The 19,582-nt window shown below is 43.8% G+C and carries 24 protein-coding genes; all 24 read left to right on the top strand.

Features of this window, described 5'->3' with window-relative positions:
- Positions 1 to 18: 18 nt before the first annotated feature.
- Positions 19 to 567, top strand: a complete 549-nt coding sequence (locus tag CSX02_RS00245) for a hypothetical protein (protein WP_099385179.1) — start codon at positions 19 to 21, stop codon at positions 565 to 567.
- A 49-nt stretch (positions 568 to 616) separates the two neighbouring features.
- Positions 617 to 1,366 carry a DUF6033 family protein gene (locus tag CSX02_RS00240; RefSeq protein ID WP_099385178.1) on the top strand — a complete coding sequence of 250 codons (750 nt, stop codon included), beginning with the start codon at positions 617 to 619 and terminating at the stop codon, positions 1,364 to 1,366.
- 92 nt (positions 1,367 to 1,458) lie between these two features.
- Positions 1,459 to 2,349, top strand: coding sequence for a hypothetical protein (locus CSX02_RS00235; protein WP_099385177.1), 891 nt, complete (start codon positions 1,459 to 1,461; stop codon positions 2,347 to 2,349).
- A gap of 145 nt (positions 2,350 to 2,494) precedes the next feature.
- Positions 2,495 to 2,782, top strand: coding sequence for a helix-turn-helix domain-containing protein (locus CSX02_RS00230; RefSeq protein WP_027112113.1), 288 nt, complete (start codon positions 2,495 to 2,497; stop codon positions 2,780 to 2,782).
- Positions 2,769 to 3,053, top strand: coding sequence for a hypothetical protein (locus CSX02_RS00225; RefSeq protein ID WP_099385176.1), 285 nt, complete (start codon positions 2,769 to 2,771; stop codon positions 3,051 to 3,053). The genes CSX02_RS00230 and CSX02_RS00225 overlap by 14 nt, the downstream gene beginning before the upstream one ends.
- 286 nt (positions 3,054 to 3,339) lie before the next feature.
- Positions 3,340 to 4,419, top strand: a complete 1,080-nt coding sequence (locus CSX02_RS00220; protein WP_099385175.1) for a DUF5688 family protein — start codon at positions 3,340 to 3,342, stop codon at positions 4,417 to 4,419.
- 82 nt (positions 4,420 to 4,501) lie between these two features.
- Complete coding sequence (locus tag CSX02_RS00215) at positions 4,502 to 4,699, top strand: hypothetical protein (protein ID WP_099385174.1); 198 nt, start codon at positions 4,502 to 4,504, stop codon at positions 4,697 to 4,699.
- A 4-nt stretch (positions 4,700 to 4,703) separates the two neighbouring features.
- Complete coding sequence (locus CSX02_RS00210; RefSeq protein WP_099385173.1) at positions 4,704 to 5,573, top strand: DUF6017 domain-containing protein; 870 nt, start codon at positions 4,704 to 4,706, stop codon at positions 5,571 to 5,573.
- 14 nt (positions 5,574 to 5,587) lie between these two features.
- On the top strand, positions 5,588 to 5,998 hold the full coding sequence (locus CSX02_RS00205; RefSeq protein ID WP_099385172.1) for a hypothetical protein: 411 nt from the start codon (positions 5,588 to 5,590) through the stop codon (positions 5,996 to 5,998).
- A gap of 30 nt (positions 5,999 to 6,028) precedes the next feature.
- A complete protein-coding gene (locus CSX02_RS00200) occupies positions 6,029 to 6,532 on the top strand; it encodes a PcfB family protein (RefSeq protein ID WP_099385171.1) in 504 nt (167 codons plus the stop codon).
- Complete coding sequence (locus tag CSX02_RS00195) at positions 6,529 to 8,292, top strand: VirD4-like conjugal transfer protein, CD1115 family (protein ID WP_099385170.1); 1,764 nt, start codon at positions 6,529 to 6,531, stop codon at positions 8,290 to 8,292. Before CSX02_RS00200 ends, CSX02_RS00195 begins: the two co-directional genes overlap by 4 nt.
- Before the next feature lie 122 nt (positions 8,293 to 8,414).
- Positions 8,415 to 8,627 (top strand): Maff2 family mobile element protein, encoded by a 213-nt coding sequence (locus tag CSX02_RS00190; RefSeq protein WP_099385169.1) that lies wholly within the window; start codon positions 8,415 to 8,417, stop codon positions 8,625 to 8,627.
- Positions 8,628 to 8,697: 70 nt separating this feature from the next.
- Positions 8,698 to 9,564 (top strand): VirB6/TrbL-like conjugal transfer protein, CD1112 family, encoded by an 867-nt coding sequence (locus CSX02_RS00185; protein WP_099385168.1) that lies wholly within the window; start codon positions 8,698 to 8,700, stop codon positions 9,562 to 9,564.
- Positions 9,565 to 9,586: 22 nt separating this feature from the next.
- Entirely contained in the window at positions 9,587 to 10,012 is a 426-nt protein-coding gene (locus CSX02_RS00180) for a PrgI family protein (protein WP_099385167.1), read from the top strand.
- Between the two features lie 25 nt (positions 10,013 to 10,037).
- Positions 10,038 to 12,431, top strand: coding sequence for a VirB4-like conjugal transfer ATPase, CD1110 family (locus CSX02_RS00175; protein WP_099385230.1), 2,394 nt, complete (start codon positions 10,038 to 10,040; stop codon positions 12,429 to 12,431).
- An 18-nt stretch (positions 12,432 to 12,449) separates the two neighbouring features.
- A complete protein-coding gene (locus tag CSX02_RS00170; protein WP_099385166.1) occupies positions 12,450 to 14,141 on the top strand; it encodes a C40 family peptidase in 1,692 nt (563 codons plus the stop codon).
- A 9-nt stretch (positions 14,142 to 14,150) separates the two neighbouring features.
- Positions 14,151 to 14,456 carry a DUF4315 family protein gene (locus tag CSX02_RS00165; protein ID WP_099385165.1) on the top strand — a complete coding sequence of 102 codons (306 nt, stop codon included), beginning with the start codon at positions 14,151 to 14,153 and terminating at the stop codon, positions 14,454 to 14,456.
- Positions 14,443 to 15,288, top strand: a complete 846-nt coding sequence (locus tag CSX02_RS00160) for a DUF4366 domain-containing protein (protein WP_242970381.1) — start codon at positions 14,443 to 14,445, stop codon at positions 15,286 to 15,288. The genes CSX02_RS00165 and CSX02_RS00160 overlap by 14 nt, the downstream gene beginning before the upstream one ends.
- Positions 15,289 to 15,298: 10 nt before the next feature.
- The gene (locus CSX02_RS13445) at positions 15,299 to 15,460 is read left to right on the top strand and encodes a hypothetical protein (RefSeq protein ID WP_189281236.1); all 162 of its coding nucleotides are present in this window, start codon (positions 15,299 to 15,301) and stop codon (positions 15,458 to 15,460) included.
- Positions 15,461 to 16,681, top strand: a complete 1,221-nt coding sequence (locus CSX02_RS00155; RefSeq protein ID WP_099385163.1) for an ArdC-like ssDNA-binding domain-containing protein — start codon at positions 15,461 to 15,463, stop codon at positions 16,679 to 16,681. It abuts the gene before it with no gap.
- A 1-nt stretch (position 16,682) separates the two neighbouring features.
- Entirely contained in the window at positions 16,683 to 17,039 is a 357-nt protein-coding gene (locus CSX02_RS00150) for a DUF4316 domain-containing protein (protein ID WP_099385162.1), read from the top strand.
- Position 17,040: 1 nt separating this feature from the next.
- On the top strand, positions 17,041 to 17,370 hold the full coding sequence (locus tag CSX02_RS00145) for a plasmid mobilization protein (RefSeq protein ID WP_099385161.1): 330 nt from the start codon (positions 17,041 to 17,043) through the stop codon (positions 17,368 to 17,370).
- 18 nt (positions 17,371 to 17,388) lie between these two features.
- Positions 17,389 to 18,786 carry a relaxase/mobilization nuclease domain-containing protein gene (locus CSX02_RS00140; protein ID WP_099385160.1) on the top strand — a complete coding sequence of 466 codons (1,398 nt, stop codon included), beginning with the start codon at positions 17,389 to 17,391 and terminating at the stop codon, positions 18,784 to 18,786.
- A 448-nt stretch (positions 18,787 to 19,234) separates the two neighbouring features.
- The gene (locus tag CSX02_RS00135; RefSeq protein ID WP_099385229.1) at positions 19,235 to 19,459 is read left to right on the top strand and encodes a helix-turn-helix domain-containing protein; all 225 of its coding nucleotides are present in this window, start codon (positions 19,235 to 19,237) and stop codon (positions 19,457 to 19,459) included.
- Positions 19,460 to 19,582 lie beyond the last annotated feature (123 nt).

The following is a 19,582-nucleotide window of genomic DNA, read 5'->3' as shown; positions in this document are numbered from 1 at the left end:
GTCAAGGAGGACAAGAATATGGCATTATCGAGTATTATGACTGGGGCGCTTTTGTCAGCGAATACATCAAGGCAGATCGCACATGTGCAGCATGCGACCAAGAAACAGATGGATGGACATGCCGGTGTGCTTGATGCTGAAATAAAACTTGATTCCGCCCGCGGCGGAGATGTTACAAAGAAAAAAGAGGAGCTTGAAGAAACACAAAAGAAATCGGCAGAACTTGCTGAAACAACTATAAACACATTGACCACGGCGAACGAAGACCTGAAGAAAGCATCCAAGGAAGATCTGGAGGCTCAGAGAGCAGAGAAGGCTGCTGAAAAGAAGAAAGCAGAGAAAGCTGCCGAGAAGAAGAAAGCCGAAAAAGAGGCCGCAGAAGAAAGAATCGAAAAGGCTAAAGTATCTACTTCTGAGAGCGGTGAAGTATCTGATGAGGGCGAGGCTGTATCTACAGAAGGCACAGTACTTGACGGTGCTTCGATTGATATTGTATCTTCCGGAATTACTGTAAGTACAGGATCAGTATCAGAACCGGCAGGGAAAAATGTGGATGTGAAGGTGTGATATATTTTCATGCGCACGGATGCGGAATTCTGATAAGGAGGTCGATTCCATGAGTAAGATTGGCGGATATACATCGTTTGATGTAGGTTTTCAGAAAAATATATATGAAAAGGCAAAGCCTGAGAATAAGCGGACGGATAAAAAGCCTGTTGAAAAATATGGCGCTGCTCAAAAAACGGCTTCAAAACAGCCAGAGCTTAGCCAGGGTGCAAAGGATCTTTTGAATGAGATGCAGAAGAAATATGGTGATATGGATTTCTTTGTTGCGGATTATTCGTCTGATGATGAGGCTCAGAAGTATCTTTCCAGAGGCAGCAAGGATTACAGTGTCCTGATCGAGCCGGAGCTTCTGGAAAAGATGGCTGCGGATGAAAGCGTAAAAGAAAAGTATCTTGGCATTATCGATGATGCCAAGAATAAGATCTCTGAGGTGAAGGACGAGGTTGCCAAACTTGATGACGGTGAAGATGGTGTGAAAAAAGCCGATATCAAGAATATTGGATTTTCCGTGAAGTCGGATGGAAGTGTTTCGTTCTTTGCAGAGCTTGAAAAGAGCAGTGCGGATCAGAAGAAGCGAATTGATCAGGCAAGAGAAGATAAGAAGGCTCAGAAGAAGGAAGAGGAAAAAGAGGCTAAGGCCAAGAAGCTTAAGGAGCAGCAGGAAGACAGGGTTAAACGGAGCGTTGTTCGTGGGGGTTCTGCTGATGAACTGATCAAGAAGATCCGGGAAGTGGACTGGGATAAGGTTGTGGAGGAAGTAAGACCAAGAGCCGGAGCAAAGATTGATTTTGGGGTATAATTCTGACAAACCGAGTGTAAACAATTTAAGTTTTAGAGTATTGTGCCGATTTAAAAGATAAGTGTTATTATTTGCCAAGGAGGGCATAGCCTATGAACAGCATAAGTCCTATGAACATTGATAAGTCAGCAGATTATCAGAATAAAATACAGGCATCTTTTGCAGAAAAAGTCAGCCAGGTAAAAGATAATAGCGTAGCAAATCCGAATACATTAGGCAGTGTCCCTGCTGTTAAGGTGGAAATATCCGCTATGGGCGCTGAAGAATTAGAGAAGGTAAGACAGTCTTGGAATAACCATTCGGTGAGCGCTCTTTATCGCAGCGATATTCCCATCAGCACAAATGCTGATGGAGTTTATAGAATTGGAAAAGTTGATTTTTCTGAAAAAGAATTTAAATCCGCCAGAGACCTGGTGACAGGGATGGCAAGTCAGTTAAAGCAGGGCACACTTAGCTATAATGACCACACGAAAATGGCATTAGCTGAGAGCTTGGTGGATAAATGTGCGGCTGCTTCTTTCTCTGAGGATCAAAGACAGGTTATAGTCAAAGCAATGAAGGATTATAATGCCCGCTTGATCGATCGCAACAATGATTTGATATCAAAACCCAATTATGTAAAGAATGATGATGAATCGGCAGGACAGTATTGGGGACTGAAGCAGACTATCCCTGAGCCAGCGAAAGATGAAATGGAGAAGCTCTTTGGAAGGAGACCTGCAAGTGCATCAGCTGTGACAAGTGTAGCGACCAATCAGGAGTTGATAGAGCGCCTTCAGCAGAAAGTTAAGGAAACAGACTTAACTGAGAAAGCAGGATTGGATGAGTTTAAGGTATTCTACCAGTCAGTGATGAAACCGGCATATGATGCTCAGTATCCGGACGAAATGCGATCAGATTCAAGAGCTGCCATAGATCTGGATTTGAATGGTTCCGAAGGCGTTATGAAACTGGTTGAATTCGCAAAGAAATGGTTAGGATAAGGGGCGATAGTAAGATATACCGGAATTTAAATATCAGCTGCAAATTATAGCGGCTGATATTTTTTTGCCTTGACGTGTAGTCATTGACTACATTATAATTATAGTAGGATACACGCACTGACTACATAAGCGAAGGAGAGTGCCTATGAAGACTGAGATATATAACGTAGAAGGAATTGAGATTGAGGTTGAAAGAACCTCTAAGGATGATACCGAAGCAGAGCGTCGTAAGATGGCTTATGCTTTTAAAATGATCAGAGAGCAGTCAGGTATGAATCGCAAGGACTTTTCCGATTGGCTTGGCATTCCTTATAGAACGATGCAGGAGTGGGAGCTTGGCCGTCGTGTTATGCCGGAGTACGTTCTTCGTTTGATTGCTTATAAGGTTCTTAATGAGAAGAGAAAGGGGGCATTTGATCATGAGAATAGTTAAGATACTTATTGCACTTCCTATGATACTGTTGTTTGGAATACTTCGTTTATTTGCAACTGCTATATCTTCGCTTTATTGCAGGGCTGCAAGCCTGTTATTTATTCCAATGATTATCCTTCTTATCTTATCAGTGATAGCGACACAGTGGCTCGCTGTAGGAATCATCGGGGCGTCTGTTGTCATCTGTTTCATATTATTGTTTACTATAGGCTGGATAGAAGTAGAGCTTGAGTTCGGACAGGAGTTTTTCAAGGGTCTTATGCATGGTTAATTAGAAAATTACCTATGGATTACCTGTTGATTACCTACGAATTACCTGTCAGTTACCTATTGGTTCCCTTTTCAAGCGATTTTTGATGTGTTATATTTACAATGGGCAAAGCGAACGGGAACAAATCCCGGACACCGAGCCCATTTCTTTTGCAAAAGAATACCGGCAGATTCAAGCGTCAGCTTATGGCTTCAAACGAGGTCATGGGCCTGGCGTTTTTTTATTGCCATCAACCAGGCGGAGGGTGACGATCCAATGCTAATGCAAACAGAAAGGAAATCAAAATATGGATTACGAAAGTTTCAAAGAAAAATTCGTAGAGGATGTGAAAGACAGACTTTACGAGCAGGGTGCAGAGGTTGATCTCTCCATTCATACTGTGAATAAGCTGAATGAGAGTTATGAGGCAATCACGGTTACACCCGAGGGCAGCAACATCGGAGTGAACATCGGAATCGACAAGTTCTACGGAGCAGTCGAAGACGGCAGACCTTACGATGAAGTTGTTGATAAGGCAGTAGATGTCATCAATAACGGAATCAACCAGAGACCGGAGTTCGATATCGATTCCTTATCTGATTACTCTCAGATGAAGGAAAAGCTTGCGATGGAAGTTGTTTCCGCAGAGGCCAACAAGGAAATGCTTGAAACCGTACCTCATCAGAATATGGAAGATATGGCGGTTGTTTATCGTTTCGTCTTAAGTTCCGATGACGATGGAAGAGCATCGATCCTCGTTACAAACCAGCTGCTTGATAGCATGGGAGTTACACCTGAACAGCTTCATGCTGATGCAATGGAGAATGCGCCTCAGATCAAACCCGTTGAAATCAAAGGCATGAGTGAAGTCATGGCTGAGATGATGGGAGTTGAGCAGGCTGAAATGATGGGACTTTTCCCTGTAGCGCCTGAAGATGAAAAGATCTACGTTGCTACAGTACCCGATAAGGTACATGGTGCCGGAGTTCTTGCATATCAGAACTTTATGGACCAGGCAGCTGAAAGAGCCGGTGGAGACTTCTTCATTTTGCCTTCGAGCATCCATGAGGTTCTGATCGTGCCTGACAATGGCGAGATGAGCTTAAAGGATCTTGAGGCAATGGTAAAGGAAGTCAATGCAACGCAGGTTGCTCCTGCTGATAAGCTTACTGACAGTGTTTACCACTATGACAGTAAGGAAAAGATTTTCGAGCTTGGTGAAAAGTTCGTACAGCGCCAGGCTGAAAAGGAAGCGGAGCATGCTGAGGAGAGAGGCGAAAAATCTGTGCTTGGTGATCTCAAAGCCAAGAAAGAGGAAGTCGCCAAGACTCCGAAGAAAGAAACCTTTGATAAGGGTGCCAAGGCCAAGGGTGGCGAAGCACTCTGATCTCATCATGATGTACAAGGCGTCAGCCGGAGGTTATGACCTTCGGTCTGGCGCTTTTTCTATTGCATAGGAGGTAATAAAAATGTCAGCACATTACAACGTATTGGGAGCTGTAGGAAGTAGCAGTACTCCCGTAGTCGGAAGACCGGAGCCGATAGCTCATCCTCAGAACTGTAAGACAGAATGTCCTTATGGTTATAACAAAGCCTTCTGTTTCCCTTGTTACGCCAAAATCATGAAAGAGCACAGGGCGGCAAAGAACAAGGCAAAGGAAGTGTGATGCTATGGTTTTTGACTACTTTTATGAGGAGCAGTCAGAAAGCTATTCGTTTTACAGGATTCCCAAGATGCTTTTTACAGAAGAAATTTTTGAGGCACTGTCTACAGATGCCAAGGTTTTGTACGGACTTCTTTTGGATAGAATCAGTCTATCCAGGGAAAATGGCTGGTTGGATGATGCGGGGCGTGTCTATGTCTATTACACGATAAAAAGTGTGAAAAGGTCTATGCGCTGCGCAAATACAAAAGCCTGTGGACTATTGCGGGAACTGGATGAATTTGGTCTTATTGAACGCAAAAAGCAGGGGCTTGGTAAACCCACCATTATCTATGTGAAAGATTTTACCCGATTCCGAAAAGCAGAACTCTTGGATTCTGAAAAGCAGAACTCTGTAATTCTGCATACCGGAACTCTGGACAATCGCAAATCGGAAACTAATAAGACTGAGAAAAATAATACTGAGAGTAATAAGACTAATCCTATCCTATCCGGAGCGGATAAGGATATGGATGAGAGAACATCCTACCGTAATTATCTTAATTCCCAACTTGATATGGAGATTATGTATGAGCGGTATCCCTATGACCGGGAGACTTTGGATGCAATCATGGATCTTATGCTTGATGTTGTTTGCTCCAAGCGGAGAACTATCCGTATTGCAGGGGATGATAAGCCTGTGAACGTGGTGAAATCTCAGTTTTTGAAAATCAATTCCATGCATCTTGAATATGTCATGGACTGCATGAAGAAGAACCCTGCCAAGGTGCGTAACATCAAACAGTACCTGCTTGCTGCCATATATAATGCGCCTCTGACTATGCAAAGCTATTATCAGGCCTGGGTCAACAATGACATGGCTGAAGGTCGTATTTAACGGAGGAACGTAACATGGAAACATTGGATATCAAGATTGCACTTGATCCCGTCAATGATGGAGCAGTGCTCAAAGAGACCAAGCTTAAGCGTAAAGACGAGGGTGCTCTTATTATCGCGACAAACGGCGAATCCCGTATTGTAGATGCGTATGAGGCACAGGAAATCCTGGATAAGCTTAATGACATTGGACATGGTGAATATATGGGTGATAGTGACTATATTGCCATGATGAACGGTGACAAGATTATCAATATTGGAACCGGTAAGTGTTTTATAGGCTCTGTTATCATTATGAAATTTGATGGCAGGGCTTTATCTATGCTTGTTGGAGACGAATTTGAGAAGGCAGCTGCGGAATTTAAGAGCAGACTGATTACGCTTGTATGCGACGGGCAGGAGTTTTCAGCACTTGAGTTGCTTTAAAAACTGTTTTTGAGGAAAGGAAGTGATTTGGTGCAGGAAGAAGTAGAAAACAAAACAGTGAACCTAGCTGTAAAAACGACCAAAGTATCCTTAAGGCTTTTAATCAAGGCTTTGATTGCCTATAAGCGCAAGTTGGAGAATAAGCACCGGCTAAAGCAGGTGGCGAAGAATACTCATACCAAGGGGAAACAATCTGTTAAGGAACTTATAGGACAGGACCAGGGAGTTTCAAGCATGGAGATCGGAGATTCCGGTATTCGTGATTTTAAGAAACTTGCCAACAAATACGGAGTGGATTTTGCCATTGTTAAAGACAAGAATGAGACTCCGCCGAAGTATACTGTCTTCTTCAAGGCCAGGGATGCGGATGCTATCACTCAGGTTTTGAAGGAATATGCAGCTAAGCAGACAAAACGAAAGAAATCTGCTGAGAAGGAGCGCCCGAGTGTCCTTCAGAAACTAAAGAAGTTCAAAGAAAAAGTTGCTTCCATGCCTCGCAAGAGTAAGGAAAAGCGGAAGGAGATGGAGCGATGAAAAAGAAGAACCTTAAAAAGTTACTTATCCTGAACATCCCTTATGTTGTGATAGGACTTGTAGCAACCAACATCGGAGAGGCTTTTCGCATCGCCGGTGGAACGAATGCATCTGAAAAGGTGCAGAGTGTAGTGCTGGATGGCTGCTTTGGAACAGCGTTTGCCAATCCATTGCCGAGCTTACATCCTATTGATTTATTAGTAGGACTTGCTATCGGTGGAATCTTGCGGCTTGCGGTATATATCAAAGGCAAGAATGCCAAGAAATTTCGGCACAATCAGGAATATGGATCTGCCAGGTGGGGGAAACATGAGGACATAGAGCCATACATGGACCCGGTCTTTCAGAATAATGTGATTCTTTCACAGACTGAGAGACTTACCATGAACTCAAGACCTACCAATCCAAAGTACGCAAGGAACAAGAATACGCTAGTGGTCGGCGGTTCAGGTTCCGGTAAAACGAGATTTTTTATCAAGCCGAACCTCCTGCAAATGCATAGTTCCTATGTACTTACAGATCCGAAAGGCACCGTTTTACCTGAGGTTGGGAATGCTCTTTTGAAGAATGGATATCGTATAAAAATCTTCAATACCATTAACTTTAAAAAGAGTATGCATTACAATCCATTCGCTTATGTGCATGATGAGAAGGACATCTTAAAGCTTGTAACCACGCTGATTGCCAACACCAAAGGCGAAGGTAAATCCAATGATGAATTTTGGGAAAAGGCAGAGAAACTACTGTATTCGGCGCTTATCGGATACATCCATTATGAAGCACCGGAGGAAGAGCAGAACTTTTCAACTTTGCTTGAAATGATCAATGCGATGGAAGTCAGGGAAGATGACGAAGAGTTCAAAAACCCTGTAGATCTCATGTTTGACGAGCTTGCAGAACGTGACCCGGATCACTTTGCGGTACGCCAATATGCCAAATACAAGTTAAGTGCCGGCAAGACGGCCAAATCCATACTTGTGAGCTGCGGCGCAAGGCTCGCTCCCTTTGATATAAAGGAGCTTCGTGAGATTACGGCATACGATGAACTTGAGCTTGATACCCTGGGCGATAAGAAGACAGCGTTATTCCTTATCATGTCAGATACAGACGCAACCTTTAATTTTCTGATCAGCATGGTTTACACGCAGCTTTTCAACCTACTTTGCGAAAAAGCAGATGATGTCTATGGCGGAAGGCTTCCGGTGCATGTAAGATGTCTTATTGATGAGGCAGCAAACATCGGCCAGATTCCGAATCTTGAGAAACTTATGGCTACCATCCGTAGCCGTGAGATATCTGCAGCACTTGTGCTGCAGGCAAAATCACAGCTTAAGGCGATTTACAAAGACAATGCAGATACCATCATTGGTAACTGCGACACCCAGATATTCCTGGGCGGCTCTGAACAGACGACTCTAAAGGACCTGAACACTATTCTTGGTAAAGAAACGATTGATATGTATAACACGGGCGAAACCAGGGGTACGAGTCAGAGCTACAACATGAATTACCAGAAGTTAGGTCATGATCTTATGAGTATCGACGAATTGGCGGTCATGGATGGCGGCAAGTGTATTGTCCAAGTCAGAGGCGTAAGACCTTTTCTTTCAGATAAGTACGACTTAACGCAACATCCGAAATATCCGCTGACAGCGGATGCGGACAAAAGGAACTGGTTCGATATCGAGAAGTTCCTTGATCACAACTTAATATTGAAACCCGATGACCAATATGAAGTCATCGAAATCAACGAAGACTAAGGCTTTCTCCTAAGAACGGGAGAGGGCCTTTTTCTTATGCGCGCATACCGTGAGTCAGTCGACGGGCTTACGGACAACAGTAACTAACAAACAATCATTTTAATTTACGGAGGATTTTTATTATGGCATTTTTTCAGAGCGCAGTAGGCGTACTTCAGACACTCGTTGTAGCACTTGGTGCAGGTCTTGGCATTTGGGGAGCAATCAACCTCATGGAAGGATATGGCAATGATAATCCCGGCGCTAAGAGCCAGGGAATGAAGCAGCTCATGGCCGGAGGTGGTGTTGCCCTCATCGGTACTGTACTTGTTCCTTTGCTTTCCGGACTTTTCTAAGAAGAGCTTAGAAGAGGAAGTTGGAGCCGGGCTTAGCTGTCCGGCTCCTTAATACGGAAGGAGGTAACAAGTGGACAGCATACTTCAGTCGATTGAGGACTGGTTTCGCGGACTGCTTGTTTCAGGCATCATGGATAATCTGTCAAATACCTTTGAATCAGTGAATAATCAAGTAGGGCAGATTGCAACAGAGGTAGGACAGACTCCTGCCAACTTTTCACCGGCGGTTTATAACATGATTCGTACTCTATCAGAGAATGTAATCATGCCTATTGCCGGATTGATACTTACGTTTATCGCCTGTTACGAGCTGATCCAGCTGGTCATCAGCCATAACAATTTGGCAAACTTTGAAACTTGGATCTTCTGGAAGTGGATTTTCAAAACTTTTGTAGCAGTAACCTTAATTACAAATACGATGAATATCACGATGGCGGTATTTGATGTGGCGCAACATGTGGTAACGCAGGCAGGCGGTATCATAGCCGGGAGTACGGCAATTGATGACAGTACCCTTGCTACTGTACAAAGCACACTCGAAGCCATGGATATCGGGCCTTTGCTTTCAATATATCTTCAGACCATCATTGTAAGGTTCCTGATTTATATTTTGTCAGCACTGATCTTTGTCATCGTATATGCGAGAATGATTGAAATCTATCTCATGGTAAGCCTTGCTCCTATACCGTTTTCAACCATTGGAAACAGGGAACAGAGCATGATAGGGCAGAACTATTTAAGGTCGTTGTTTGCACTTGGCTTTCAGGGATTCTTAATCATGGTATGTGTGGGAATATATGCGGTGCTGATTCAGTCCGTTGCATTTTCAACAGATATCATCGGCTCCTTATGGGGTGTACTTGGCTATACGATTCTTCTGGCCTTTACACTGTTTAAGACCGGAGCGGTAGCAAAATCAATACTTCACGCGCATTAGCGCAAAAGAAAGGAATACAGTTATGGCAGCATCATATATCTCGGTGCCTCGTGATCTTACGAAGGTAAAGAGTAAGGTGATGTTCAATCTGACAAAAAGGCAGCTGATTTGCTTTAGTGTGGCGGCACTCATCGGGGTGCCGTCATTCTTTTTGATAAAGCAGATAGCTTCAACAAGTACAGCAGCCATAGGAATGATGGTGATTATGATGCCATTCTTTTTCCTGGCAATGTATGAAAAGAACGGTCAGCATCTTGAAGTCATTTTGGGACATCTTATCGAGGCAACATTTATTAGGCCTAAACAGAGGCCTTATCAGACAGATAACAAATATGCCGCGCTGAAGCGATTCGAAGAGGCAGATCAGGAAATAATGGAAATCATTATGTACAGCGAGGCTACAAGACCGGAAAAGAGGAAAGGAGGAGACAATGATCCCGTTTTTTAAAAAGCAGGAAAAAAGAAATATCAAGATGCCTGCGCATTTAACCAGAGCGGAGCAGAAGGAAATCCGTGAAATCATCAAGAGAGCAGAGAAAGATGACGGTATTCCCAGAACGGCGCAGCAGTCGATTCCCTTCGACAGAATGTTTCAGGACGGTATTTGCCGTATAGGAAGCGACTATTATACCAAGACATTGCAGTTCCAGGATATCAACTATCAGCTTGCATTGCAGGAGGATAAGACAGAGATTTTTGAGGAATGGTGTGCATTTCTTAACTTCTTTGACAGCTCCGTTCATTTTGAACTCAGCTTCATGAACATGGCTACCGATGTGGAGGATTTCAGAACCGGTATAGCAATCCCTCATAGGAAGGATGAGTTTAACGGTGTCAGGGATGAGTATAGTTCCATGCTCTTTCATCAGATGGAAGCAGGAAACAATGGTCTTACGAAGACCAAATACTTAACCTTTGGCATTCATGCGGATTCAATCAAGGCAGCTAAGCCGAGAATCATTCATATCGAAACAGACATCTTAAATAACTTCAAGCGTCTGGGAGTGCAGGCTAAGGTTTTAAACGGTAAGGAGAGACTTGCTCTTATGCATCAGCAGTTCCATATGGGCGATAAGGATAAGTTCAATTTCGATTGGAAGTACCTAACAGGTTCAGGGCTTTCGGTAAAAGACTTTATCGCACCCAGCAGCTTTTCATTTCCTACAGGCAAGAAGTTTACAATGGGAAGTCTTTATGGTGCCATGAGTTTCTTATCCATTGATGCATCGGATATTTCCGACAGAATGCTGGCAGATTTCCTCAATATGGAATCAAGCCAGATTGTAACTATGCATATTCAGTCAGTGGATCAGAATGAGGCTATCAAGACCGTAAAGCATACCATTACCGAGCTTGACAGAAGTAAGATTGAGGAACAGAAGAAGGCTGTTCGTGCCGGATATGATATGGATATAATCCCTTCAGATCTTGCCACCTTTGGCAAAGATGCAAAGGCTCTTCTTAAGGAACTTCAGAGTCAGAACGAGAGAATGTTTCTGCTTACATTTCTTATCATGAATACCGGTAGAACAGAGCAGGAGCTTGAAAACAATGTGTTCCAGGCAAAGTCTATCGCTCAGAAACACAACTGCAATCTTGTGAGACTCGATTTTCAGCAGGAGCAGGGGCTTATGAGTTCCCTTCCGCTGGCGCAGAATCTTATTGAGATTCACAGGGGAATGACTACAAGCTCCACAGCAATCTTTGTTCCATTTACAACGCAGGAGTTATTCCAGTCCGGTGATGAGAGCCTTTACTACGGCTTAAATGCTTTATCAAACAACCTCATCATGGTGGACAGAAAGCTGCTTAAGAACCCTAACGGCCTTATCCTTGGTACACCGGGTTCCGGTAAGTCCTTTGCAGCTAAGAGAGAAATTGCCAATGCGTTCCTGGTGACAGACGATGATGTAATCATCTCAGATCCCGAAGCAGAGTATTCGCCTCTTGTTGAAAGGTTTGGCGGCCAGGTCATCAAGATTAGTCCGACGTCTACGCAGTACATCAATCCGATGGATATCAACATGAATTATTCGGATGATGACAACCCGATTGCACTTAAGGCGGATTTTATTTTGTCATTGTGCGAGCTTATTGTAGGTGGTAAGGAAGGCTTACAGCCTGTAGAGAAGACTGTTATCGACCGTTGCATTCATCAGATTTATCAGAAGTACTTTGAAGATCCGGACCCTAAGAAGATGCCGCTTCTTGAAGATCTGTACAACGCTCTTTTGAAACAGGATGAGCCCGAAGCTAAGCATGTAGCGACAGCACTTGAAATCTATGTAACTGGTTCTTTAAATGTTTTTAACCACAGAACCAATGTGGATATCACCAACAGACTTGTATGCTATGACATCAAGGAATTGGGTAAACAGCTTAAGAAAATCGGAATGCTTGTTGTGCAGGACCAGGTGTGGGGCAGAGTTACAGAAAACCGCGCCCAGGGCAAATCTACAAGATACTACATGGATGAGATGCACTTGCTTTTGCGTGAAGATCAGACAGCTGCATATACAGTTGAGATTTGGAAGCGTTTCAGAAAGTGGGGCGGTATTCCTACAGGCATCACGCAGAACGTCAAAGACCTTTTGGCCTCCAAGGAAGTCGAGAACATCTTCGAGAACTCCGATTTCATTTATATGCTGAATCAGGCGGTCGGTGACAGACAGATCCTTGCAAAGCAGCTTAATATAAGTCCTCATCAGTTATCCTACGTTACACACTCAGGAGCCGGTGAAGGGCTTATTTTTTACGGCAATGTAATTTTGCCGTTTGTAGACAGATTCCCTACGGATATCGAGCTCTACCGCATCATGACAACCAAGTTGTCTGAGATTACGGAGGCGAAGGCCGAGGGCAAATAGCAGAAAGGACATGGTTAAATGAATGAAGGGATTTACACCAGGGATAAGAGCTCCAAACGGCGAGTAGAGCCGGAAAACACCACGAGGAAAAAGACGCATGGTGACAAGCTTAAAAACGAACAGTCGAGAGCAAAAGCCATGCGTGAAAAACTTCGTCATGGCAAAGCTGATACAGCGGAAACCAAACTTGAGATCAAGAAGACAGCTAAAATCCATAAGCAGGGCAGAAAGGCTGCAAGAAAAAACGTGGCTGTCTCCGGCGAGATCAGACATCAGTTAAATGAGGCCAATGAGGATAACAATGCAGGCGGTGATGCCATAAATGCAGGCGGTCAGCTTGCTGAGAATGGAATATATAGCGCTAAAAAGCGTGCAGGTAAATCCGCGGACAAAAGTGGATATGGAGATAAGCTTCACGGGAAGACTGTTTCAAAAACGGAAACAGTTGAAGCCCATGAGGTGCAGAAGAATCTCATGAAAAAAGAAATCCAGCGACATGCCTTCAAAGAACAAGCCAGAGAGACTGCCAATGCATCCGGGGGCTTTATGAGACGATTTGTTGATAAGGCTGAGGATATGGCAGGCAAGTTGGCGGAAGCAGTCAAAGAGTTCGTTGAAGATCATCCTTTAGGACTTTTGATAGCAGCTGTAGTTCTGATTGTGGTTCTTGTTCTTAGTAGTGCATTAAGTTCCTGCTCCATGATGGCAGGCGGCGGTAACAACATGGTCTTAGCTACAAGCTTTACTGCGCAGGATGCGGATATCGTAGCTGTAGAAAATGATTACAAGAATTTAGAGGCTGAGCTTCAGAGGAAGATTGATAATATCGAAACCGATTATCCCGGATACGATGAATACAATTATTCTCTCAGCGAAATATCTCATAATCCATTTGAACTTGCGGCACTTCTTACTGTCCTTTACGAGGATTATACCGAATCGGAAGTTCAGACTATGCTACAGACGATTTTTGATTATGAGTATATCCTGAACATTCAGCGAGTGGTTGAAACCAGGACAAGGACGGAAACAAGGTGGCACTGGGTTACGTATTACGACGAAGACGGAGATCCCTATCAGGTATATGAATCCTATGAGGTAGAAGTCGAGTATGAATATTACATCCTTAACACCACGCTTAGCAATAACGGTATTCAAGCAGCTGTAAATGCTCTTGGATTAAGTGATGAGCAGCAAAGGCGCTATGCGATACTTCTTGAAATGCGAGGAAATAAGCCGGATATATTTGGTGATAATCCCTATGCAAATCCAGGCGTGTCAGAAGAGTATCAGGATTATGATGTTCCGGCAGAATATCTCACAGATCAGCAATTTGCAAACATGCTGAATGAGGCAGAGAAATATCTTGGCTACCCTTATGTATGGGGCGGTTCAAGTCCATCTACCAGTTTTGACTGCTCCGGTTTTGTAAGCTATGTCATCAATCATTGCGGTAACGGATGGAACTATGGAAGGCTTACAGCAGACGGATGGAAGAATGCAACAGCAAGAGTCAGCGCCGGTGATGTAAGGCCCGGCGACCTTATTTTCTTTCAGGGTACTTATGATACTTCCGGTGCAAGCCATGTGGGAATAGTGGTAGATCCAGTTAATAAGATCATGATCCACTGCGGTAATCCTATTCAGTATGCAAGCTATGACAGTAACTATTGGCGGCAGCATTTATACTGCTATGGACGAATCAGGTAAGGAGGCATTATGTACGAGAAATTAGATAAGCTCCGCGCAGAAGTGGAGCGTTGTAAGAGCAAAATCGAAGATGATAAGGCGAAGCTTAAGGCTGCGGAGGCAAAGCTTCAGGAGGCAGAGAACTCACAGATCCTTGCAGATGTCGGCGCACTTAATCTTTCGCCGGAACAGTTGGCAGAGTTCTTAAAACTTGCTACCAGCGGAAAACTTACATCTTCCGGTACTGCAAGTAATTATGGAACTACGGCTGCAAGTACCGATCATGAAACTGACAATGATGACGAAACGGAGGATTTCGACGATGAAGAAAATTAAAAACAAAATATATGGGAGAGTGATTGCAGCCGTGACGATTGTTGCGGCTTTTTTATTTGGCACAACTCCAATCGTAGCTTTTGCTGGGGGATATGAATGTACCTGTGAAACCAAATGTACAGATGATTGTATCAATCCCGACTGCGAGCTTTGCAAGATCAATTATGAGCTTTGCTGTGGGGATGAAGTAACAGAAGAAACGGAAGATACAACTGAGGAGCCCGAGGAGCCTATGGGTCCGCTTACTCCCGATGGCAATATGACTCTTGTAGATGATTACGGTGCTCCAAGCCAGGCAGGAAAACAGTTCATTACTGTTGTTACTAAGTCTGGTAATTACTTCTATATCATCATCGACCGTGATGATAACGGAACCGAGACAGTACATTTCTTAAATATGGTTGATGAGGCAGATCTTTTGGCACTCATGGATGAAGATGCTGTAAATGAGTATATAGCGGCGAAGGATGCCAAGGATACGGAACCTGCTGTAACAGAAACACCGGAGCCTACAGAAGAGCCCGCTGAACCCGAAGATACCAAGGCAGAGGAGCCCAAGAAAAACTCAAGCGGAGCGTTAATTATCGTGTTGATCCTTGCTCTTGGCGGTGCAGGCGGATATCTGTATTTCACAAAATTTAAAGGTAAGAAACCACAGAAGGAAACGGTAGATCCCGATGCTGATTATACCGAGGAAGATGACGATTACCTTGATAACTTAGCGGATGAAGTTGATGAAATTATGACAGAGGATGAGGAAACAGAGGATTCTCGACTCCTCAAAAATGAGGAGTCGGATTCGGACGCAGATGATTCCGGCGATGAAGAATAGGAGGCATATTATGGCGAGAAAATCACGTTACCTGGGATATGTGAACGCCATGAAGAAGGGGCAGGCTGCAAAGCCTGCTCTTTCTATTAAGGGTAAGCTGTCTCAGATGAAAGAGAAGGCAAAAGAGGTTAATAAGAAGCCTGTAGAGGCTCATGGAGAGGGGGAATCTTAAATGGCATATGATACAAGCACATTTGATCCTAAGGCGGCTGCTGAGGCCAGAAAAGCCGAAATGGAGGAAATAACATCCAAGCTCGAAAAGGGTGTTAAGGATATTTTTGATGGAGCAAATTATCAGCAGTATTTGAATTTCTGCGCAAAGCTTCCAAGATATTCTGTCAATAATCAGATCCTTATCATGATGCAGAAACCGGACGCTACTATGTGTCAGTCCTTCACAAATTGGAAGGAAGTAAATAGGCATGTCCGCAAGGGTGAAAAGGGAATCCGTATTCTGGCTCCGGCTCCGTATAAGATGCAGAAGGAACAGGAGAAGGTGGATGCTTCAGGCAAAACTGTCCTTGATAAAGATGGTGAGCCTGTAAAGGAAACTGTTGAAGTTACCATTAACGCATTCAAGCCGGTGAGCACTTTTGATGTCAGCCAGACTGAAGGAGAACCTATACCTACACCGGGCGTTGATGAACTGACGGGAAGTGTTGAAGGCTACGAGACACTTCTTGCTGCAATCAAAGAAGTAGTTCCTGTGCCGATTTCTTTTGAGCAGATCGATTCCGGAGCCAAGGGCTTTTATCATCTGGAAGAAAACAGAATCGTAGTGCAGGAAGGTATGAGTGAGGCTCAGACTGTTAAGACTTTGCTTCATGAGGCATCACACCAGGCACTTCATTCCAAAGAGGCTATGGACTCTGCAGGCGAGAAGAAATCCAAGAATCAGAAAGAGACGGAGGCGGAATCCGTAGCCTACGTTGTTTGCCAGCATTATGGCATTGATACTTCGGATTATTCTTTCCCTTATGTGGCAACTTGGTCTGCTGATAAAGAAGTACCCGAGCTCAAGGCATCACTTGATACAATCCGAAGAACTGCATCGGAGCTCATCGTAAAGATTGATGAAAAGGTGCAGACACTTACCACAGTAAAAGAAATGGATCAGTTTATGGAGGCTCACGGTGAAGAGCTCCCTTTCGATAATCCGGAGGCAGATCGTCCTGTCGGTTACATCAAGATCGAACCTCCGGTAGATTTTGGAAAAGATGAGCCTGAGAGGCCTATCAAGCTTTCTGTAGAAAAGGCAGACAAGGAGCCCGAGAAGAAGGCTGAAAAGAAGAAAACTTCCGTAAAGGAAAAGCTGAAAGCTGAAAAAGCCAAGTCTGCCAAAACCAAAAGTCCTAAGAAAACCGCAGAAAAAGATATGAGGGAGGCAATCTGATATGGAGAAAAAGAGAAAAACCAAGATTCAAAAATGGGATGAAGTAGGCGGCGCAGTCGAAACTGAGGTTGAGACTATCGGAGATTCTTTTGATGAGACTCCCGGTGCCGGACCTTCCGTAAGCAGAAATCCCATGCGTGGCATCGAAGACATGGTTGAGCAGAATGATAATTCCTTTGATGGGGTTATTAACAATCTGCCTGAACCTAAGCCTGTGTGCCAGGTTGATGCTGCGGAGGTAGTAGAACAGGAACAGAAAAAGAAATCTGTTCTTAAGAAATTACAGGAGGCTCCGGCTCCTGAACCTCCAAAGCCTGCCAGAGGATGCGTGCTGTGCGGAGATTTGGAAAGAATCTAAAATGCGTGAGTATACGGATTACATCCGAGTCATGCTTAAGAAGGGCGACCGCGAAAAGATAGAAGAGCGGATGAAAGAGGCGGGCATTAAAAATATGTCCGCCTATATCCGTAAGATGGCTATTGATGGTTATGTGGTTCGCCTGGATCTTTCGGATGTGAATGAGGTGGCACGCCTTCTTCATATCAATTCCAATAATCTGAATCAGTACGCTAAACAGGCAAATACCAATGGCAGTATCTACTACGGAGATATCCAAAAACTCAAGCGTCAGCATGAGGAATTATGCAATTTGTTAAAAGCTATCTATCAGCGGCTTTTGACGATTTAGGAAAAGAGGTGATGACTATTGGCTGCGACCAGGCTTATTGCCATGCATCAGAACAAAGGTCGTTCCCTTCAGAAATGCCTGAAGGACAGAACCGATTATGCTCAGAATCCTGAAAAGACTGACAGCGGCGAGCTGGTCAGCAGCTACCAATGTGATCCTGAGTTTGTAGAGGAACAGTTTGCATCTTCAAAGAAGGAATATCTTGAGATAACAGGAAGAAAGATTGTCGGAGATATTATTGCATATCAGATCAGACAGTCATTCAAGCCCGGGGAGATTACACCGGAAGAGGCAAATAAAATCGGTTATGAAACGGCAATGCGCTGGACAAAGGGACAGCACGCTTTTATCGTTGCTACCCATGTTGATAAGGCACATATTCATAATCATATTATCTATAACTCAACGACACTTTCTTGTGATAGGAAGTTTAGAAACTTTTGGTTTTGTGGCGTGGCTCTTCAAAGGCTCAGTGACCTTGTATGTTTGGAGAATGGTCTTTCTGTTATAGAACCGGTAAAGCCAAGCCAGAGAGTTAAGCGTACCGAGTATCCTGATAGGCGGAGCTTTCGTGAAGATATCCGTGACGCTATCGATGCCTGTCTTGAACAAAATCCAAAAGATATGGATGAGCTCTTGCGGCTCCTTCTTGAAATGGGATATGAGAGTAAACGCGGGAAATATGTCTCAGTAAAAGGTAAGGGGCAGAAGAAATTTCTACGTTTTCGCTCTCTCGGAGCAGGATACCGGGAGCATGATCTAGAACGTATCTTTGCGGGCGAAACTCGTGAGAAGGTTGCTACCGCCGAAGAGGAAACTGAGCCTAAGCTTGATATGCTTCTTGATATTCAGAAGATGATTGCCAAAGGTAAAGGTCCCGGCTATGAAAGATGGGCTAAGGTTCATAACATTAAGCAGATGGCGCAGACGCTTCTGTTTTTGGAGGAGCATAATCTTAGAGATTATGATGAACTTGCAGCCAAGGCCAAGTCGGTTTCCGACAGATTTGCCGAGATTACAGAACGGCAAAAATCGTTGGAGGCAAGACTTACAGAGATTGCAGATCTTAAAAAGCACATCATCAACTATTCCAAGACGAAGCAGATTTATGTAGCTTACCGTGAGAGCGGATACAGCAAAAAGTTCTATGAGGCCCATCGTGAAGAAATCACTCTTCATAAAGCGGCTAAGGATGCCTTCTCAAAAATCAAAGGGAAAATCCCTACGATTAAAGAACTGAATGCGGAATATGCTCAGGTTCTTGCTGAGAAGAAAAAGACATATTCTGAATACCGGCAGGCTCGCCAGGAGATGAAAGATTATCAAACGGCGAAGTATAATATCGACCGATTCCTTCAGACTGAGGAGCAGGAGAAACAAGCGGAAAAGCAAAAACAGAATACAAAGGCCAGATGAGATTTGGGGCAATTCTACTTTTAACAGAAGTGGGGTTGCCCCTCTTTTTTACGTTCCGGGGGAAATGCATTTAGCGCCAACTTGGTGGTGCGTAGCTCCGAGTGAAACGAGGTTCTTAGGGGATTGGGGGCAAAGCCAGCCAACAAGCAAGGAGCGTCGATGATAATCGAGGCACTGCTTGCGAAAATGAAAAAACTTTGTTATGAGTCCGTTTTAACGGACATGAAATGTGGATAATGGATAGTGGGAGGTCAGGGGTGCGAGACCAAATTTTGGTCAATGAGTGAAAGGAAATTTATTAATAAAAAATCGGATTAAGCATAGTAAAACATTGTCTTTTACTTTCTAAAGATTTGTCATGACTTTTGATACTGCTCATGGTATACTTTTCACTGGGTACGTATTTTTTGTTTTGCGCTATGTGCGCAACTTGGTGAAAGGAAAAAATATGGCTATATCTTATAACGGCTTATGGAAAATGTTAATCGACAAGAACATGTATAAGAAAGACCTTGCAGCAGAGCTCAATATCAGTTCTGCCACTATAGCCAAAATGGGCAAAGGTGAAAATGTTTCTCTTGATGTCCTTCAGAAAATTTGTGAGTATATGGATTGCAACATTGGCGACATCATGAGCTTCGAAAAAAAAGAGAAAGAAGAAAAGGACGGTTGAGCATGCATAAGCGGAAAATAGATATGGCAGATTACATTTATGTCATTAACGTTGGAGGTTATATAGGGGAAAGTACAAAATCTGAAATAGACTACGCGGAATTACATGATAAGACAGTAAAGT

Origin of the sequence: Agathobacter ruminis (assembly GCF_002735305.1) — a bacterium.
Classification (GTDB): Bacteria; Bacillota; Clostridia; order Lachnospirales; family Lachnospiraceae; genus Roseburia; species Roseburia ruminis.
This window is presented reverse-complemented; position numbering and strand designations above follow the sequence as displayed.

Bases quoted from the DNA above. Each gene is read 5' to 3' on its own strand.
- CSX02_RS00180 (WP_099385167.1), top strand. From the start codon at position 9,587: ATGGCAGCATCATATATCTCGGTGCCTCGTGATCTTACGAAGGTAAAG.
- CSX02_RS00150 (WP_099385162.1), top strand. From the start codon at position 16,683: ATGGAGAAAAAGAGAAAAACCAAGATTCAAAAATGGGATGAAGTAGGC.
- CSX02_RS00245 (WP_099385179.1), top strand. From the start codon at position 19: ATGGCATTATCGAGTATTATGACTGGGGCGCTTTTGTCAGCGAATACA.
- CSX02_RS00155 (WP_099385163.1), top strand. From the start codon at position 15,461: ATGGCATATGATACAAGCACATTTGATCCTAAGGCGGCTGCTGAGGCC.
- CSX02_RS00220 (WP_099385175.1), top strand. From the start codon at position 3,340: ATGGATTACGAAAGTTTCAAAGAAAAATTCGTAGAGGATGTGAAAGAC.
- CSX02_RS00210 (WP_099385173.1), top strand. From the start codon at position 4,704: ATGGTTTTTGACTACTTTTATGAGGAGCAGTCAGAAAGCTATTCGTTT.
- CSX02_RS00225 (WP_099385176.1), top strand. From the start codon at position 2,769: ATGAGAATAGTTAAGATACTTATTGCACTTCCTATGATACTGTTGTTT.
- CSX02_RS00190 (WP_099385169.1), top strand. From the start codon at position 8,415: ATGGCATTTTTTCAGAGCGCAGTAGGCGTACTTCAGACACTCGTTGTA.
- CSX02_RS00165 (WP_099385165.1), top strand. From the start codon at position 14,151: ATGTACGAGAAATTAGATAAGCTCCGCGCAGAAGTGGAGCGTTGTAAG.
- CSX02_RS13445 (WP_189281236.1), top strand. From the start codon at position 15,299: ATGGCGAGAAAATCACGTTACCTGGGATATGTGAACGCCATGAAGAAG.
- CSX02_RS00135 (WP_099385229.1), top strand. From the start codon at position 19,235: ATGGCTATATCTTATAACGGCTTATGGAAAATGTTAATCGACAAGAAC.
- CSX02_RS00230 (WP_027112113.1), top strand. From the start codon at position 2,495: ATGAAGACTGAGATATATAACGTAGAAGGAATTGAGATTGAGGTTGAA.
- CSX02_RS00170 (WP_099385166.1), top strand. From the start codon at position 12,450: ATGAATGAAGGGATTTACACCAGGGATAAGAGCTCCAAACGGCGAGTA.
- CSX02_RS00235 (WP_099385177.1), top strand. From the start codon at position 1,459: ATGAACAGCATAAGTCCTATGAACATTGATAAGTCAGCAGATTATCAG.
- CSX02_RS00215 (WP_099385174.1), top strand. From the start codon at position 4,502: ATGTCAGCACATTACAACGTATTGGGAGCTGTAGGAAGTAGCAGTACT.
- CSX02_RS00145 (WP_099385161.1), top strand. From the start codon at position 17,041: ATGCGTGAGTATACGGATTACATCCGAGTCATGCTTAAGAAGGGCGAC.
- CSX02_RS00195 (WP_099385170.1), top strand. From the start codon at position 6,529: ATGAAAAAGAAGAACCTTAAAAAGTTACTTATCCTGAACATCCCTTAT.
- CSX02_RS00240 (WP_099385178.1), top strand. From the start codon at position 617: ATGAGTAAGATTGGCGGATATACATCGTTTGATGTAGGTTTTCAGAAA.
- CSX02_RS00205 (WP_099385172.1), top strand. From the start codon at position 5,588: ATGGAAACATTGGATATCAAGATTGCACTTGATCCCGTCAATGATGGA.
- CSX02_RS00160 (WP_242970381.1), top strand. From the start codon at position 14,443: ATGAAGAAAATTAAAAACAAAATATATGGGAGAGTGATTGCAGCCGTG.
- CSX02_RS00175 (WP_099385230.1), top strand. From the start codon at position 10,038: ATGCCTGCGCATTTAACCAGAGCGGAGCAGAAGGAAATCCGTGAAATC.